Source organism: Stutzerimonas stutzeri (assembly GCF_019090095.1).
In the GTDB taxonomy this organism is placed as follows: Bacteria; Pseudomonadota; Gammaproteobacteria; order Pseudomonadales; family Pseudomonadaceae; genus Stutzerimonas; species Stutzerimonas stutzeri_AN.
Genome location: NZ_JAGQFP010000001.1, coordinates 1 through 16,418, shown reverse-complemented (window position 1 = coordinate 16,418; position 16,418 = coordinate 1). Strand labels below are relative to the sequence as shown.

The window sequence follows — 16,418 nt, the reverse complement described above, 5'->3', positions numbered from 1 at the left end:
CTTCTGGCAGGTAATGTTTTGTAATTTTGAATGCTAGAGGAGGCTTATGGATTTATCTAAGCTATTTTCCTCGTGTATAAACATTCATCACCGATATATGATCGGCGAATTCCGATACACGCCAGAGAGCACAACAATGAACCTGAACAAGGTCGATCTGAATCTATTCATTGTCTTCGACGCGATCTACACCGAGGCGAACCTGACCCGCGCGGGACAGATCGTCGGCATCACCCAGCCGGCCGTTTCCAACGCCTTGGCACGCCTGCGCGAGACCTTCAATGACCCGCTGTTCGTCCGCACCGCGCAGGGCATGGTGCCGACGCCGATGGCACAGAACATCATCGGGCCGGTACGTAATGCGCTGCAGCTGTTACGTGTCTCGGTTCAGGAAAGCCGCACCTTCAACCCGCTGCAAGCGAACAAGACCTTCCGCATCAGCATGACCGACCTCACCGAGGCCGTGGTGCTGCCGCCGCTGTTCCAGCGCCTGCGTCGGCTGGCGCCCAACGTCAAGATCGAGAGCATGCTCGCCAAACGCCGCGAGACCACCAAGGAACTCGCCGCCGGCCGCCTGGATTTCGCCATGGATGCCCCGCTCAATACCGATCCGCAGGTGCGCCACGTCAAACTGCTGGAAGACCGCTACGTCTGCGCCATGCGCCGCGGCCACCCGCTGGCCAAAGACAAGCTCAGCGTCGACGAGTACCTGTCGCTGTCGCATATCCATATCTCCAGCCGTCGCAGCGGGCTGGGCATGGTCGATCTGGCGCTTGGCAAGATGGGCCAGCAGCGCAAGATCGCGCTGCGTTCGCAGCACTACATGATGGCCACCCAGGTAATTCAGCAGACCGACATGGCGGTTACCGTGCCGGAGCGTTTCGCCCGTCGCCACGATTTGCACCAGATTCCCCTGCCGGTGGACATCCCGCCGCTGGAAACCCACATCTATTGGCACGAAAGCACCGACCAGGATCCGGCCAACCGCTGGATGCGTGAGCAGATGATCGAAATCGCCCAACAGGTGACGGCGCAACAGGCGGACTGATCGCTGGGTGAATGGCGGCACGTGCAACACGCGCCGCGCCGGTTCAGGCGCTGTCGCGCATCACCACTTCGAACCCCACATCGATGCGCCGTTGCGGCGGTGCCTCGCCACGCATCAGGCTGAGCAGCATCTTCCCGGCCAGCATGCCGATTTCGCCACGGATCGTGCGTACCGTGGTCAGCGCCGGATTCATCCAGGCTGCCGCCGGCAGATCGTTGAAGCCGGCTATGGCCAGGCGCTGCGGGACGGCCAGTTGCAACTGACGCGCACGAAACAGCGCACCCAGCGCCAGGTCGTCGTTGTTGAAAAAGACTGCATCGATCTGCGGATGCTGTGCCAGCAAGCGGTCGAGCAACTCAGCGCCAAGCCCAATGGATGAAACCTGCGGGGTCAGCAGCTCCAGCGCAGCGTCGTAGCGGGACGCCTCGCGCATGACGCTTCGGTAGCCCTCGGCACGCTGCAAGGTGCGCGGGTCGAGCTGAGCGGCGGCAAAGGCAATGTGCCGATAGCCGCGTTCGAGCAGTTTGCGTGTCATCGCCGCGCCGGCATCGTATTGGGAAAAGCCGACGCAATACTCTTCCTCGGTGTCACTCAATTCCATCAGCGTCACGATCGGGCTGGAATAGCTGCCCAATAGCTCGCGCGCGGCATCGCTGCGCTCGAAGCCAGTCACCAGCAGGCCTGCCGGCTGATGCGCCAGATAGGCACGCAACAGCCGCTCGTCCTCGTCTGGATGGTAATGACTGACGCCGATCATGAGTTCATAACCGGCTGGCATGAGGACCCGCTGAATCGCCTCGACGGTGTCGACGAACACGGCGTTCGACAGCGACGGGATGATGACCGCGACCAGATTCGATCGCGCGCTCGCCAGGTTGCGTGCGGCGGTGTGCGGCACGTAGCCCAGCGCTTTGACCGCTGCCATCACGCGCTCACGCAGCGCATCGGAAACCCGTTCGGGCTGCGACAAGGCACGCGAAGCGGACATCAGCGAACAACCGGCACTACGAGCGACGTCGGATAACGTGGCCCGCTCCAGTGAACGGCGACGACGAGAACTCATAGCAGGTTCCAGCGGTAAGGGGCGGAGATTCTACAACGGGACGGCGCCCCCGAAGGGGCGCGCCAGGTTACTTGGGAGCCTTCTCGATCTCGGCCTGCACTTCGTTGAACAGCGGCTCGCCGACCGTGTCGACCACGGTCTGGATTGCCGGTTTGGCCTGCTCACGCATGCGCTGGATCTGCTCCGGGCTGACCTTGTTGACCTGCATGCCGTGCTCCTTGATCTTCGCCAGGGCTTCGCGGGCTTCGGCACGGGTGTCTTCACGTTCGGAATCGCGAGCCTTCTTCGCCGCGTCCATGATGATGTCCTGCTCGGTCTTCGACAGGCCGTCCCACCAGCGCTTGGAAGCGGTGACGATCCAGGGGCTGTAGACGTGGTTGGTGACGCTGAGGTACTTCTGCACCTCGTAGAACTTGGACGACAGGATGGTGTTGTAGGGGTTTTCCTGACCGTCCACAGCCTTGGTCTCCAGCGCGGTGAACAGCTCGGAGAACGGCAGCGGCACCGCGTTGGCGCCCATCTGCTTGAAGGTATCGATGAACACGGGGTTGGGCATGACGCGCAGCTTGATGCCGTTGAAGTCTTCCATCGTCTCGACCGGACGCACGTTGTTGGTCAGGTTGCGGAAGCCGTTTTCCCAGTAGACCAGGCCGACGAGACCCTTGCTCTCCAGGGCATCCATGACCTTCTGTCCCACCGGACCGTCGAGCACGTAGTCGGCCTGCTTCTCGCTTTCGAACAGGAACGGCGTATCCCAGACGGCCATCTCCTTGGCGACACCCACCAGGGTCGCCGTCGAGCCGACCATCATCTCCTGGGCGCCGCCCATCAGCGCGTTCTGCATCTGGTCATCGGATCCCAGGCTGGCGGAGCCGAACGTGCGGACCTTGAGCTTGCCATCGGAGGCCTTGGCGATTTCCTCGGCAAGAACCTTGGCTGCACGGCCCTGGTTGCTGTCTTCATTGAGGCCGTAACCGAAGCGAATCATGCGCGGACGAATGTCATCTGCCGCCTGTGCGGTTACCGCGGTGATGGCGCTGGTCAGGGTGGTGGCGGCGAGGGCCGCGATGAAGAAACGTTTCATGCTGACGTACCTTTTGTTGTTGTGGAGGGTTGGGTGAAGCGATTGTTGTTCCGGCCGATCACCGCAGCCACTGCAGCGGCACGGTGATGATCGACGGCACTGCGATCAGCAGCAGTACGATGACCAGATAGATGGCGAAGAACGGCGTGACACCACGCACCAGTGTTTCCATGCGCAACCGCCCTATCCCACCGACGACGTTGAGCACCGTGCCGACCGGCGGGGTGATCAGGCCGATCGAGCCGATCAGCACGAACATCACGCCGAAGTACACCGGGTTGATGCCCGCCTTGACCGCGATGGGCGCCAGTACCGGCCCCAGGATCAGGATGGTCGGGGTCAGGTCGAGGACCATGCCGATGGCGATCATCAGCACCATGATGGCGAACATCAGCAACTTCGGGTCTTCAGCCAGCGGCCCGAGCATGGCAGCGATCTCGTCCGGTAGCTGGGCCAGTGTGATCATGTAGGCCGATACGATGGCGGCGGCACAGAGGAACATCACCGAAGCCGTGGTGCGGCTAGCGCGGGTCAGCACCTCGAGAACACCGCTCCAGCTCAGCTCACGGTACAGCAGCGTCGACACCAGCAGCGCATAGACCGCTGCTACCACGGCCGCTTCGGTGGGCGTGAACAGGCCGAAGCGCAAACCGCCGACGATGATCACCGGCAGCATCAGCGCCGCGGCGCCATCGACCAGGGCCTTGCGGCGTTCGGCTCCGCTGGCCTTCGCCTGAGGCGGTTCTTCGATCCTGCGGGCGATCAGCGTCCAGGCCACGACAAGCCCGGCGCCCATGATCAGGCCCGGCACCATCCCGGCGAGGAACAGCTGGCTGATCGAGGTGTTGGTGACCACGCCGTAGATCACGAACGGCATCGACGGCGGAATGATCGGTGCGATGATGCCACCGGCCGCCACCAGCCCCGAGGACGGGCTCAGCGGATAGCCGCGTTCGCGCATCATCGGCAGCAGCAGGGTCGCCAGTGCGGCGGTGTCGGCCAGCGCCGAGCCGGACATGCTTGCCAGCAGCACGGATGCGGCGATCGCCACGTAGCCGAGACCACCGCGCTTGTGGCCGAAGTAGGCCTGCGCCATGTTGATGATGCGCCGGGAAATGCCACCGGCATTCATCAGTTCGCCAGCGAGAATGAAGAACGGCACGGCCAGCAGCGGGAAGCTATCGGCCCCGGCCTGCAGGTTCTGGGCGAGCAGCTGCACGTCCCAGAAATCCAGATACCACATCAGCACCGCGCCGGTGAGGATCAGCGCGAAGGCGATCGGCATGCCGAAGGCCATGAAGCCAAACAATGACGAGAGAAAGACGACGACAGTCATGTACGGACCTCGGGTGGGCGTCTGCCCTTGTTGTTATCGGAAGATCAATCGGCCGTTACGTTGGCTTCGGCGATATGTTCGGGCGGCTGTCGACGCCAGACGTTAACGAGCTGGATCAAGGCCAGCACCGTCAACGCGACCATGCTGGCAGCCACCGGAAGCATGGCCACCGCCAATGGGTAACCCACTACTGGACTGGTGATGCTCCAGCCGAACTGCATCTGATGCCAGCCGCCCACTGCTGCGAGGCCGCTGGCGACGGCGACCATGATCCAGCTGATGGAATCCACCACGCGGCGGAACAACAGGGGGAAACGGTCGCGAATCATGCTGAAGGCCATCAGCTCGCCACGGCGCATGCTGGAGGCGACCCCGACGAACACCAGCCAGACGAAGGCCAGCCGCGACAGCTCTTCGGCGCCGGTCCAGCCGGTGCCGAAGGCGTAGCGCAGGACCACGCTGCTGAACACCACGACGACCATGAACGCCAGCAATGCCGCCATCAGCCAGTCGGTGATGCGATCGAAACCTTGCGCGACGCGTCCGTTGTAGATCGGCGAACCAGTCAGCTCAGCACCGTGCGGCGGCGTGTTAGCGCTATCAGGCGGAGCGGCAGAAAAACCTTCACGCTCGCCGATCTCCAACCCCGGCTCGCGCTGCATCCAATCGACGACTTCCTCGAGCACCTGCTCGCGCGACTGGCTGGCGTCGACGACCAGCACGCCCGGTTCGCCTTCGGGTGATTCGAGCGTGGCGAACTGGCTGTCGACCAGCGAGATCGGCATGAAATGCCCGGCCCGACCGCCGACACGCTGCACGGCGGTGTCGTAATCGATGGCCAGATGGGCGAAACGTAGGCCGGGAACGGCATGACGCAGCAGGTCGCGGTAGCGGCACTTGAGGGCCGAACAGGCGAGCACGAAACCAACGTCGTCATCGATGGCGCGCTGCATCTCGACGATCAGCTTCTGCAACCACTCGACGCGATCGGCATCCGACAGCGGCGTGCCGGCACGCATGCGCGCGACGTTTTCTTCGGGGTGAAAATGATCGGCTTCGATATGCCGGAAACCCAGCGCATCGGCAACGGCGTGACTGGTATCGGTCTTACCCGAACCACTGACCCCCATCACCACTAGAGCTCGGTGGGCAGTGGGGAAAGGGCTATTGGAGTGGCGATCCACTATGGCTCTCCAGCAGCTTCGACGTGCTGCGTTATGATTGTTGGGCCGAATGGTAGCGCTAACATCTCTACCCATAAAACCAATCGAAAGACCGTTCGTCGGAAACAATCCACGATGAACGGTCCGGTTTTCGGTGATGCCGCTTCGGTTTGACCGGCACGCTGGCTACAATCGCCGCCCCTGACGAGGAGCTTTCACAATGGCAAAAGCCATGGCCCGCCATATCCTGGTGAAGACCGAAGCCGAAGCGGCCCAGCTGAAAAAGCGCATTGCCAACGGCGAGGCCTTCGACGTGCTTGCGCGCAAATATTCGACCTGCCCGTCTGGCAAGAAAGGTGGCGACCTCGGCGAGGTCCGCCCCGGGCAGATGGTCCGCAGCATCGATCAGGTGATTTTCAAGAAGCCGTTGCGTGACATCCACGGCCCGATCAAGAGCGCATTCGGCTATCACCTGGTGCAGGTGTTCTACCGCGACTGACCGATCACCGCGCCGAATCGCTGCAGCTGCATCTCCTGCAATCGGCTCAGTGTTCGGCGAAACGGGAACGCCAGGTAACCGTGCGTGTACAGCGCGTCCAGCGCCACCTCGGCTTCGAGGTACAGGGGCACGCCACGGTCGTAGCACTCATCGACGAGCGCGATGAAGCGCCTGACCGCATCGTCGCGCGGCGCCAGCTTCGGCAGATCACGATCCCCCGCCTCTACCCGCGCCGCCCCATCCTCGGTGCCGCGCGCAATGCGCCCTTCGCGCTGCTCGCCCCCCAGCCTCGGTACTTCACTGATGAGAATCGCTGAGAAGCGGTCGCACAGCTCGATGAAGTCCAGCGCCGCAAAGGGTTGCTCGCAAAGATCGGCGAAGCGACACCACAGGACCGAATCGCTGCAGCGCACCGTCTCCAGGGCGCGCCGGCCGACACCCACCGGAGCGGTGCTGACGCGCTGGCCATCGGTCAGTGCCTCGAAGACCGCCTGCAGCGCACCGCCGCGGCCTGGCGCCGCTACCCAGTAGCGCTGCAGCGCCGCCCCCGGGCGCAACCGATGGTCCTCGCCGCCGTCCACGTCGAGCACGTCCATGTGCTGTTCGATCGCGGCGATGGCCGGCACAAATCGCTCACGGTTGAAGCCGTCGGCGTATAGCTGTTGCGGCGGTTGATTGGAGGTGGCGACAACGATCACGCCATGCTCGAACATCACCCGGAACAGGCGCCCGAGGATGATGGCGTCGCCGATATCGCCGACGAACAGTTCATCGAAGCAGAGCACTCGGACGTGCTCGCTGAGTTCGCGGGCTAGCGCTTGCAGCGGGTCGGCCGTTCCATTGAGCTGAAACAGGCGCATGTGTACCCAGCGCATGAAGTGATGAAAATGCTGCCGCCGCGAGGGGATCCGCAAGCTGCGGTGGAAGATGTCCATCAACCAGGTCTTGCCACGCCCAACCGGCCCCCACAGGTAGATGCCACGCGGCGCGATGGCCGCCTCGCCGTGCAGCGCCTCATAACAGCCTTGCAGCTGTTCGACGGCGTGCCGCTGGGCTGCGTCGCTGACGAAGCCATGACGCTCGACGGCTTGCCGATACAAGGAAAGCGGTGTGGCGTGTTCCATGAAAAGCCCGACCCGTAGTGATATCCGGCGATGGTAGCGCAGCCAGCCCGCAACCAGTGCCGGCGCGTCGTCAGGCGCGGGGTGGTTCGCGCATCAATCGTTCGGCCTGCTGGCGCACCTGTTCGAGCAGCTCCAGTTGCGCCGCAGGTGACGCCTCCTGTGCCCGGACCAAGGCATACAGCGGTACGGGGATGTGCGGTTCCAGGGGCCGCGCTTGTACCAATTGCCCGTTACCCAGCTGTGCCGTAAGCGGATCGACCAAGGCCAGGCCCTGCCCGGCCTCCACCAGACTGAGCGCCAATTGATAGGTCTGCACCCAGGTGTCTATGCGCGGTGGCGAAGCGAGGGCCTCGAGGTGCCCGCGTAACAAACCTCCGAGCGCATCGCGGGTGTCCAGACCAATCAGTGGCGCATCGGCCAGCTCTTCCAGTCGAAAGGGTTGCGCAAGCGCCTCCTCCGGCCACCAGCCAGCCGGCGCGATCACCATCATTCGTCCGTGTGCGAGGGTCTGGCTGCTGAGCCCCGGATGCTCCACCGCCTGCAGCGTCAGGCCGACATCCGCCTCGCGCAGCAGCAACGCCTCGATGATTTCAGCGGTGTGCTGAGTCGCCAGGTGACAGCGCGTCCGGGCGAAGCGCTTTCGCCAGCCGCGCAGTGCTTCGGGCACCAAGGCTTGGGCCAGTGCCGGCGTGCAGATCAAACGCAGCGCACGCTCTTCACCACGCCCCAGGTTGTCGGCTAGCCGTCGCAGGCTCTGCAGGTCCGCGGCGATCCGCTCGGTTTCCTGCTGCAGGATCCGCGCTTCGGCAGTCGGTTGCAGCTTGCCGCGTACGCGGCTGAACAGCGCGAAACCTAGCTGTAGTTCCGCGTGCTTGAGAATCTTGCTGGCGGCCGGCTGCGAGATGTGCAGCAGCTGCGCCGCCGCCGTCAGGCTGCCGGTCTGCAAGATGGCCTGAAACAATTCGATGTGACGGAGACGCATGGATTCGCTCCAGAGCTGACCTGGCCGGAGCATAACCTCGGGTTATAGGTGGCCACCATCCTTTCATTAGCAGCGTCGTCCATCGCGCCCTTAGGCTTCGGTCATCGAAATCCTGGAGCGACACGATGCGAATTGCGGTGATCGGTGGCGGCGTCATCGGGTTGAGCACAGCCTATGCCTTGCTACGGCGAGGCCATCAGGTGGACCTGATCGAGAAGCGGGACCAGGTTGCCCTGGAGACCAGCTTCGCCAATGGGGGCCAGCTCAGCTACCGCTACGTCTCGCCGCTTGCCGATGCAGGTGTTCCGCTGCAAGCGCTTGGCTGGCTGCTGCGCGGAGATGATGCTCCTCTGCGTTTCCGTCCGAGGCTGAGCAAGCAGCAGTGGCGCTGGTGCCTGCGTTTTCTGCTCGCCTGCCGACGCTCCACCAATCGACGCAACGCCGAGCGTCTGTTGCGCCTCTCTCTGCACAGTCAGCAAGTCCTACGCACGTGGCGCGAGGAGGACGGGCTGAGCGATTTTGCCTGGCGTGCCAATGGCAAGCTGGTGATCTATCGCGATCGGTCCAGTTTCGAGAAGGCCATCAGCGGCTTCGACGCGAGTACCGGACAGCTCGTACTCGACGCCCAGCGATGCGGCGAAATCGAACCCGCCTTGCGCCCGCTCGCGGATGAACTGCAGGGTGGGCTCTATTCACCAGGCGACGAGGCCGCCGATTGCCAGTTGTTTTGTCAGCGGCTGCTCGAGCGGCTGGAAGAGTCGCCCGGCTTCCGGTTGCACTGTGGCCGTGCGGTCAGTGCGCTGCACACCCAGGGTGCGCGCATCCGCTCGCTGAGCCTCGATAACGAGTCGCTGGCAGTGGATCACGTGGTCGTGGCGGCCGGCGCCGCCAGTGTGGCATTGCTCAAGCCGCTGGGCATCGAGCTGCCGATCTACCCTCTCAAGGGTTATAGCCTGACGCTACCGCTGCGCCGCCCGCTCGACGCGCCGGAGACCAACGTGACCGACTACGACAACAAGGTGGTCTACGCGCGGCTTGGCGATCAATTGCGCGTAGCGGCGATGGTGGACATTGGCGGCTGGGACGCCACGCTCGACCGAGGCAGGATCGCCATGCTGCAACGTCTCGCCGGCATGACATTCCCCGGCGCTGGCGACTATCGCAACGCGACGCAATGGGCAGGCCTGCGGCCAGCAACGCCGGAGGGTACACCGCTGCTCGGTGCATCGCCGTTCGACAACCTCTGGCTCAACGTCGGCCATGGCAGTCTCGGCTTCACCCTGGCCTGCGGCAGCGCCGACGTGCTCTGCGACCTCATCGACCATCAGCGCCCCGCCGTTACGCTCGACGGCCTCACCCTTGCGGCGTGATCACCACCACCGAGAGAGGAACCTCACATGACAATTCAACGCCTCGACACCACGGAGCGCATGTCGGCCGCCGTTACCTTTGCCGGTCTGACTTTTCTTGCCGGGCAAGTACCGGATGACCGAGGTGAAGATGTTTCCGGCCAGACCCGCCAGGTCCTAGCCAAGATTGACCGTTTGCTGGCCTCGACCGGTTCCGATCGCTCGCGAATACTCAGCGCGCAAATCTGGCTGAAAGACATAGAGGCCGACTTCGCGGCGATGAACGCCGTCTGGTGCGAATGGTTACCAGCAGGATGCGCACCCGCCCGGGCAACGGTCGAAGCGCGCCTCGCCTCGCCAAACGTGCTCGTGGAGGTCATGGTAATCGCCGCCACTGCCTGATCAGCCACGCCGAACCGGGCAACCGACATGGAACGGTTACCCTGTGTGGAATCGCAAACCCCGTACGAACAACAACAAAAGAGGGAATCATGATGAAGCAGAAAATCCGTATGGCCTTCCTGCAGTGCGCCCTGGTGGGCTCTTTGAGCGCCGCCACCGCGGTCGCCCAGGAGCGTTTCGTCACTATTGGCACTGGCGGTCAGACCGGCGTCTACTACACGGCCGGCCAGTCGGTATGCCGTTTTCTCAATCGCGCCGAGGTGCAGCCGGCGATCAAATGCAATGCACCGTCCACAGCCGGTAGCGTGACCAACATCGTGTCGCTGGAAAGTGGTGAATACGAGTTCGGCTTCATTCAGTCCGATCACCAGCACAAGGCCCTGAACGGCCTCGCTCCGTTCGACAAGAAGGGCCCGATCGAGGAACTCCGTGCGGTGTTTTCTTTGCAGACCGAAATTCTCACGGTCGTCGCGCGAAGCGACAGCGGCATCGAGTCGTTCGATGACCTCAAGGGCAAGCGGGTCAATATCGGTGTGCCCGGTTCGGGTAGCCGCGACACCTTCGACGAGGTCATGAAGGCCAAGGGTTGGAGCAACGCCGACTTCGCGCTGGCCGGGGAGCTCAAGCCCGCCGAGATGGCTTCCGCGTTGGGCGATAACAACCTCGACGTCATCACCTATGTGGTCGGTCATCCCAGCGGGGCGATTCAGGAAGCCCTCACCAATGTCGATGCGAAGCTCATCCCGGTGACCGGGCCGGAAATCGACGCGTTCTTGCAACAAGCCGACTACTACACCGCGGCGCAAATCCCGGCGGGGCTGTACCCCGGCGTCGATAACGCGGTGCCCTCGATTGGCGGCAAGGCGGTGCTGGCCACGACGTCCAAGACCGATCCCGAGATCGTCTATCAGTTGGTCAAGGCCGTGTTTGACAACCTCGACCGCTTCAAGCGCCTGCATCCGGCATTTGCCGATCTGGAAGCCAAGGACATGATTCGCGTCGGCCTGACCGCGCCGTTGCATGAAGGCGCCGAGCGCTTTTACCGGGAGAAAGGCTGGCTCTAAGGGAGTCGCTTCACGGGGCCGGCTGCGCCGAAGGTGGCAGGCATGCCGGCGTCGCGTGCCGGCCCGCAGCGCCAAACGGGCCGGCGCATCTAACGCGCACTCGCCGACCGCCTGTCGGTCGCCATCGTCCTGTCACCAAGCTGTCGCAAGCGCGGCCTAGCGTCTCAGTTCCGTCGATTATCCTATGGAGCTGCGTCGTGACTGACGATAACAACATCCTGTTCGGCAATGGCGATGAACTGCCGAGCAACCGTTCAGGCAATCCTCATATTCAAGACGTCATCAATCTCGGGCGGCGCAAGGTTCTGGCCGGCGGTGCGGCGCTGGGTGCGCTCGCCTTCCTCGGCAGCTTGCCTGCTCTGGCGGACGCGGCCAAGCCGTCAGCGCTATTCAAACGCCGCAGCAATTTGCCATTCGACGCCGTGCGCATAACCAGAGCGGACAGGGTTACGGTTCCATCCGGCTATACGGCAAAGGCATTCATCCCATGGGGCACGCCGATCTGCGGCAGCTACCCAGGCTATCTGGAAGATGGCGGCAACAGCGCGCAAGACCAGGCGCAGCAGACCGGCATGCACCACGATGGCATGCATTTCTTCCCGATGGATGCGAAGTTCAGAGGACGCAAGAGCGACCACGGGCTGCTCGCGGTGAATCACGAATACATCGATCCGCCGCTGCTTCACCGCAACGGCCCAACCGAGGTCAACGGCAAGCGTGTCAACGCCGATGAAGTCCGCAAGGAAATCAACGCTCATGGCGTATCGATCGTGGAAATTCGCCGCAGCGTCCGGGGCGAATGGGCCATGCTGCCTTCGGCCCGGAATCGGCGCATCACTGGCGCCACGCCTATGCGAATCGAGGGGCCGGCCCGGGGTCATGATCTGATGAAAACGCGGTATAGCCCGAGCGGTACCTCGACCCGGGGAACGCTGAACAATTGCTCGAACGGCTATACGCCTTGGGGTACTTATCTGACATGCGAGGAAAACTGGGCGGGCTATTTCGCGAGCCGCGATGCGGAGCTGCCTCGACAGCTGAAGCGCTACGGTATACGCGCCACCAGCCGTTACGGCTGGGAAACGATTCCGGGCGACGAGTTCCAGCGTTTCGATGCCACGGTGTCGTCCGAAGATGCTCGTGCCGACTACCGCAACGAGCCCAATACCTTTGGCTGGATCGTTGAGATCGATCCGTTCGATCCCGACTCCACTCCGATCAAACACACCGCCCTCGGACGCTTTGCCCATGAAGGACTGGTGTTTGCCCCTACCCGTCCGGGGGCGCCAGTCGTCTGCTATTCCGGCGACGATTCGCAGAACGAGTACATCTACAAATACGTCAGCCGTGACAAGTACCGCCCCCAGCACAGCGATAGCCGTCTCCTTGACGACGGCACTTTGTATGTAGCGCGCTTCAACCCGGACGGCAGTGGCGACTGGTTACCGCTGGATATCGACGATGCAGGCTTCCAGCAGGCGTGCGCTGCGGCAGGTGTCGCCTTCAGCGATCAGGGCGACGTCCTGATCAATACCCGCCTCGCTGCGGACATTGTCGGTGCGACCCGCATGGACCGGCCCGAATGGGGCGCGGTGCATCCCGGCACCGGTGATGTGTATTTCACGCTGACAAACAACACTGCGCGGCAAGATGCCGACGCTGCCAATCCTCGAGCCCCTAACCCCTATGGCCACATCATCCGGTGGCGAGAGGCGTCATCGAACCACAGCGGCACACAGTTTCACTGGGATCTCTATCTTCTCGCCGGCCCTCAGACCGATAGCCGCGACCCAGCGGGCAAGCCGTTGAGTGAAGAGAACATTCTGGCCAGTCCAGACGGACTCTGGTTCGACAGCGACGGGCGGCTCTGGATACAGACCGACATGAGCGGCAGCCAGCTGGAACGAGGTCCGTTCGGCAACAATCAAATGCTGGTCTCGGATCCGCGGACAGGTGAAACCAAGCGTTTCCTGGTAGGCCCGGTAGGCGCCGAAGTGACAGGCATTACCGCAACACCGGATTTTCGGACCCTGTTCGTCAACATCCAGCATCCGGGAGAAGGCTCCAGCTCGACCGAATACACCAGCACATGGCCGGACGGAGCAAACCGCAGGCCTCGCTCGGCCACGGTGATCATCAGCCGGGATGATGGCGGACGCGTCCTCTAACCAGCAAGCAGGTGCGTCCAAGCCGGACGCACCTAGTTGGGTGCCCGACCTTCTGCAGACGTAAACAGCCCCCACGCAGACATAAACAGTGCCGCAATCAGCGGTCCGATCACGAAGCCATTCAGGCCGAACAGGGCAAGCCCACCCAGCGTCGAAATCAGTACCAGGTAATCCGGCATCTTGGTGTCCTTTCCAACGAGAATCGGACGCAGGATGTTATCGACAAGGCCGATCACCAAAACCCCATACAGCGTGAGCACCACGCCCTGAACGATCATCCCCTTCATCAGGAAGTAGATGGCCACTGGCGTCCAGATCAGCCCCGCACCGACAGCGGGAAGCAAGGACAAAAACGCCATGAGCACGCCCCACAACAATGCACCCGGAATTGCCAGGATGGCGAAGATGACGCCACCGAGGAACCCTTGAGTGGCGGCCACCACGATGTTGCCCTTGACGGTAGCTCGGACCACCCGGGTGAACTTGCTGAACAGCCGGCGTTTCTGATTGTCGTTCAACGGCAGAGCTCGTCGGATTCGCGCAACCAGTTCGCGTCCATCCCGAATCAGAAAGAACAGCAGATACAGCATCACGAAAAAGCTGACCAGGAACTGGAAGGTCCCCTGTCCGAAACTGAAGGCCTTGGTAGCCAGGAACTGACTTCCCTCCAGGGCGCCACTGGCCAACCGCTCGCGCATCTGATCGACATCGCCGAACCCAAACCGCTGCAGTTGCGACTGCAACGATGCGGGCAGCAAGTCTTTCGCACTTCCGACAAGGCTGCCGACGTCGAGCTCACCGCTTTCGATCTGTTTATAAAGCGCCGTTCCCTCCTGAACCAGCAGCCCGGTGATCAAGATGACCGGCAACACCGCAACGATCAAACAGACCAGTAGAGTGATCAACGCGGTGAGGTTTCGGCGATTGCCAAGCGACTGGTAGAGACGGCGCTGTAGCGGCGCGAAGATGATCGCAAGAATGACAGCCCAGAATACCGCCCCGTAGAAAGGAAACAGTATCCAGCCGAAAGCGATCGTCACGACGAGCAGCAGACTGAGAAACACTTTCTGCTCTAGAGTCGATTTCACAATCATCATCCTATCGCTGCGGTTGTATCTATTAGTCAGCGATCGTAGTGAGGAGTGCTAAATCGATTGGGTATCGGAACGATGAAGGCGCCGCCGTTGCGGCGACGCCACCGAGGTTCGAGCAGTAATTGCTAGCCTGTCACAGGGTCATCGCAGCGAACCAGCCGAACGCCAGCAACGGGAGGTTGTAGTGCACGAAGGTCGGCACAACGGTGTCCCAAATGTGATTATGCTGGCCGTCCGCATTCAATCCGGCAGTTGGACCGAGCGTGGAATCCGAGGCCGGTGAGCCGGCGTCTCCCAGTGCGCCTGCCGTCCCGACCAAGCTGACGATGGCCAACGGGCTGAACCCTAGCTGCAGCCCGAGCGGCACGAAGATCGCGGCAATGATAGGGACAGTGGAAAAGGATGATCCGATACCAATGGTGACCAGCAGCCCCACCAGCAGCATCATCAGGGCGCCGATGGCTTTGCTGTTACCGACCCACTCGGCAGACGCATCGACCAGCGTTTTCACATCGCCGGTTTCACGCATGACCTCTGCGAAGCCGGCAGCGGCGATCATGATGAAACCGATCATGGCCATCATTTTCATGCCTTCAGTAAACAGGTCGTCGGCCTCTTTCCAACGCACCACCCCCGAGATCGAGAAAATCACGAATCCCACCAGAGCGCCGATGATCATCGAGTCCAGCCAGAGCTGCACGACAAACGCAGCTGCAACGGCCAACGCGGCAACCAGCAGAGTAAGCGGGCTGTAGCGAACACTCACCGCTTGCGATTGGTCAACCTTGGTCAGGTCGTAAGTGCGCGGCTTGCGGTAGCTGAACAGCGCGATCACGAGACCGACGACCATGCCAAGCGCCGGAATCAACATCGCTTGGCTCACGTTGATGCCCGAGACATCGACGCCACTTTTGGCAACGTTTGCGAGCAGGATTTCTTTCAGGAAGATGCCACCGAAGCCCACAGGCAGAAACATGTAGGGCGTAACCAATCCAAATGCCAACACGCAGGCAATCAAACGCCGGTCTATCTGCAGCTTGCTCAATACATAGAGCAACGGTGGAACCAGTAGTGGAATAAATGCGATATGGATTGGCAGGATGTTCTGTGACGACACTGCGACGGCCAGCAGCAGACCAATCATTAACCACTTCACCACACCGGCCTGGTGCGATTCACGCTTACCCACCATCGCCAGCGCCCGGTCGGCCAAGGCATGGGCCAGGCCACTTTTCCCAATAGCAACGGCAAACGCCCCCAGCAACGCATATGAGAGCGCTACCGTCGCGCCTCCACCTAACCCCTTGTTGAATGCAGCCAAGCTACCTTCTAGTCCTAACCCACCCAGGACTCCACCAGCCAAGGCTCCGGCAATCAACGCGACGACAACATGAACTCTGCACAGACTTAGAATCAGCATGATGCTGACGGCTGCCACTACTGCATTCATTTCAACTCCCCAAAGTGGCATATGCCAATCAAAAGCCGGGTACTTTGCCCCATGCCCGAAAGGCTGTCAAAAGACGGAACGCCATAAAACGCTTCGCGCGGCTTGCGTTACGAAAAGTCGCTCAAGCGCCACAGGTTGCGCGCAAACCAGTAAACTCGGCGGAGCTTTAGAATTATCGGGATCGGTCAAATGGAAATATTCAAGGAGTTTACGTTCGAGTCAGCGCACCGCTTGCCGCACGTACCCGAAGGGCACAAGTGTGGGCGCCTTCATGGTCATTCGTTTCGAATAGCCATTTATCTACAAGGAGAAGTGGATCCTCATACAGGGTGGATTCGGGATTTCGGTGACATAAAGCAAGTCTTCACGCCGATCTATGAGAGGCTCGATCATAACTATCTAAATGATCTGCCCGGTTTGGAAAACCCCACCAGCGAGAACTTGGCCAAATGGATCTGGCATGAACTCAAGCCGCTACTACCGGAGCTATCGAGAATTCGACTTCACGAAACCTGCACGAGTGGTTGCGAGTACCGCGGCGATTGACGCTCGCCTGTGCAACGAGCTTTGCGCCGTGCGTTACAGCTAGCAA

Annotated in this window: 15 protein-coding genes; 7 read left to right on the top strand and 8 right to left on the bottom strand. The window is 61.7% G+C overall.

Annotated features, from left to right (window positions below; translation table 11 throughout):
* The first annotated feature begins 136 nt into the window (after nucleotides 1-136).
* A complete protein-coding gene (locus KVO92_RS00075) occupies nucleotides 137-1,048 on the top strand; it encodes a LysR family transcriptional regulator (protein WP_217473630.1) in 912 nt (303 codons plus the stop codon).
* Between the two features lie 43 nt (nucleotides 1,049-1,091).
* On the opposite strand, the gene KVO92_RS00070 is transcribed toward KVO92_RS00075, so the two are convergent.
* The 4 genes from KVO92_RS00070 to KVO92_RS00055 form a co-directional block, all read right to left on the bottom strand.
* Complete coding sequence (locus KVO92_RS00070) at nucleotides 1,092-2,111, bottom strand: LacI family DNA-binding transcriptional regulator (RefSeq protein WP_217473629.1); 1,020 nt, start codon at nucleotides 2,109-2,111, stop codon at nucleotides 1,092-1,094.
* Nucleotides 2,112-2,178: 67 nt separating this feature from the next.
* Nucleotides 2,179-3,195 (bottom strand): TRAP transporter substrate-binding protein, encoded by a 1,017-nt coding sequence (locus KVO92_RS00065; protein WP_217473627.1) that lies wholly within the window; start codon nucleotides 3,193-3,195, stop codon nucleotides 2,179-2,181.
* Nucleotides 3,196-3,253: 58 nt separating this feature from the next.
* The gene (locus KVO92_RS00060; protein WP_217473625.1) at nucleotides 3,254-4,531 is read right to left on the bottom strand and encodes a TRAP transporter large permease; all 1,278 of its coding nucleotides are present in this window, start codon (nucleotides 4,529-4,531) and stop codon (nucleotides 3,254-3,256) included.
* Between the two features lie 44 nt (nucleotides 4,532-4,575).
* Nucleotides 4,576-5,661: a gluconokinase, GntK/IdnK-type gene (locus KVO92_RS00055; protein WP_217475374.1), complete on the bottom strand. Its 1,086-nt coding sequence runs from the start codon at nucleotides 5,659-5,661 to the stop codon at nucleotides 4,576-4,578.
* Between the two features lie 253 nt (nucleotides 5,662-5,914).
* Here KVO92_RS00055 and KVO92_RS00050 point away from each other — a divergent pair, with 253 nt between their 5' ends.
* Nucleotides 5,915-6,193: a peptidylprolyl isomerase gene (locus tag KVO92_RS00050; RefSeq protein WP_217473624.1), complete on the top strand. Its 279-nt coding sequence runs from the start codon at nucleotides 5,915-5,917 to the stop codon at nucleotides 6,191-6,193.
* Here the strand turns inward: KVO92_RS00050 and zapE are convergent.
* Both zapE and KVO92_RS00040 read right to left on the bottom strand, forming a co-directional pair.
* Nucleotides 6,181-7,317: a cell division protein ZapE gene (zapE, locus tag KVO92_RS00045; protein ID WP_217473623.1), complete on the bottom strand. Its 1,137-nt coding sequence runs from the start codon at nucleotides 7,315-7,317 to the stop codon at nucleotides 6,181-6,183. The two genes, KVO92_RS00050 and zapE, sit on opposite strands and share 13 nt — an antisense overlap.
* Nucleotides 7,318-7,387: 70 nt before the next feature.
* Complete coding sequence (locus tag KVO92_RS00040) at nucleotides 7,388-8,299, bottom strand: LysR family transcriptional regulator (protein ID WP_217473622.1); 912 nt, start codon at nucleotides 8,297-8,299, stop codon at nucleotides 7,388-7,390.
* 65 nt (nucleotides 8,300-8,364) lie between these two features.
* On the opposite strand from KVO92_RS00040, the gene KVO92_RS00035 reads away from it, so the two are divergent.
* The 4 genes from KVO92_RS00035 (at nucleotide 8,365) to KVO92_RS00020 (ending at nucleotide 13,282) form a co-directional block, all read left to right on the top strand.
* Nucleotides 8,365-9,669 (top strand): D-amino acid dehydrogenase, encoded by a 1,305-nt coding sequence (locus tag KVO92_RS00035; RefSeq protein ID WP_336512617.1) that lies wholly within the window; start codon nucleotides 8,365-8,367, stop codon nucleotides 9,667-9,669.
* A 27-nt stretch (nucleotides 9,670-9,696) separates the two neighbouring features.
* Nucleotides 9,697-10,050 carry a RidA family protein gene (locus KVO92_RS00030; protein WP_217473618.1) on the top strand — a complete coding sequence of 118 codons (354 nt, stop codon included), beginning with the start codon at nucleotides 9,697-9,699 and terminating at the stop codon, nucleotides 10,048-10,050.
* Nucleotides 10,051-10,142: 92 nt separating this feature from the next.
* Entirely contained in the window at nucleotides 10,143-11,114 is a 972-nt protein-coding gene (locus KVO92_RS00025) for a TAXI family TRAP transporter solute-binding subunit (protein WP_217475373.1), read from the top strand.
* 197 nt (nucleotides 11,115-11,311) lie between these two features.
* Complete coding sequence (locus KVO92_RS00020; RefSeq protein ID WP_217473616.1) at nucleotides 11,312-13,282, top strand: PhoX family protein; 1,971 nt, start codon at nucleotides 11,312-11,314, stop codon at nucleotides 13,280-13,282.
* Nucleotides 13,283-13,314: 32 nt separating this feature from the next.
* Here KVO92_RS00020 and KVO92_RS00015 read toward each other — a convergent pair whose 3' ends face one another.
* Both KVO92_RS00015 and KVO92_RS00010 read right to left on the bottom strand, forming a co-directional pair.
* Nucleotides 13,315-14,373: an AI-2E family transporter gene (locus KVO92_RS00015; RefSeq protein ID WP_217475372.1), complete on the bottom strand. Its 1,059-nt coding sequence runs from the start codon at nucleotides 14,371-14,373 to the stop codon at nucleotides 13,315-13,317.
* A 136-nt stretch (nucleotides 14,374-14,509) separates the two neighbouring features.
* A complete protein-coding gene (locus KVO92_RS00010) occupies nucleotides 14,510-15,826 on the bottom strand; it encodes a Na+/H+ antiporter family protein (protein WP_217473615.1) in 1,317 nt (438 codons plus the stop codon).
* Between the two features lie 189 nt (nucleotides 15,827-16,015).
* Between KVO92_RS00010 and queD the strand changes: the two genes are divergently transcribed.
* Nucleotides 16,016-16,372, top strand: coding sequence for a 6-carboxytetrahydropterin synthase QueD (queD, locus tag KVO92_RS00005; protein WP_217473614.1), 357 nt, complete (start codon nucleotides 16,016-16,018; stop codon nucleotides 16,370-16,372).
* Nucleotides 16,373-16,418 lie beyond the last annotated feature (46 nt).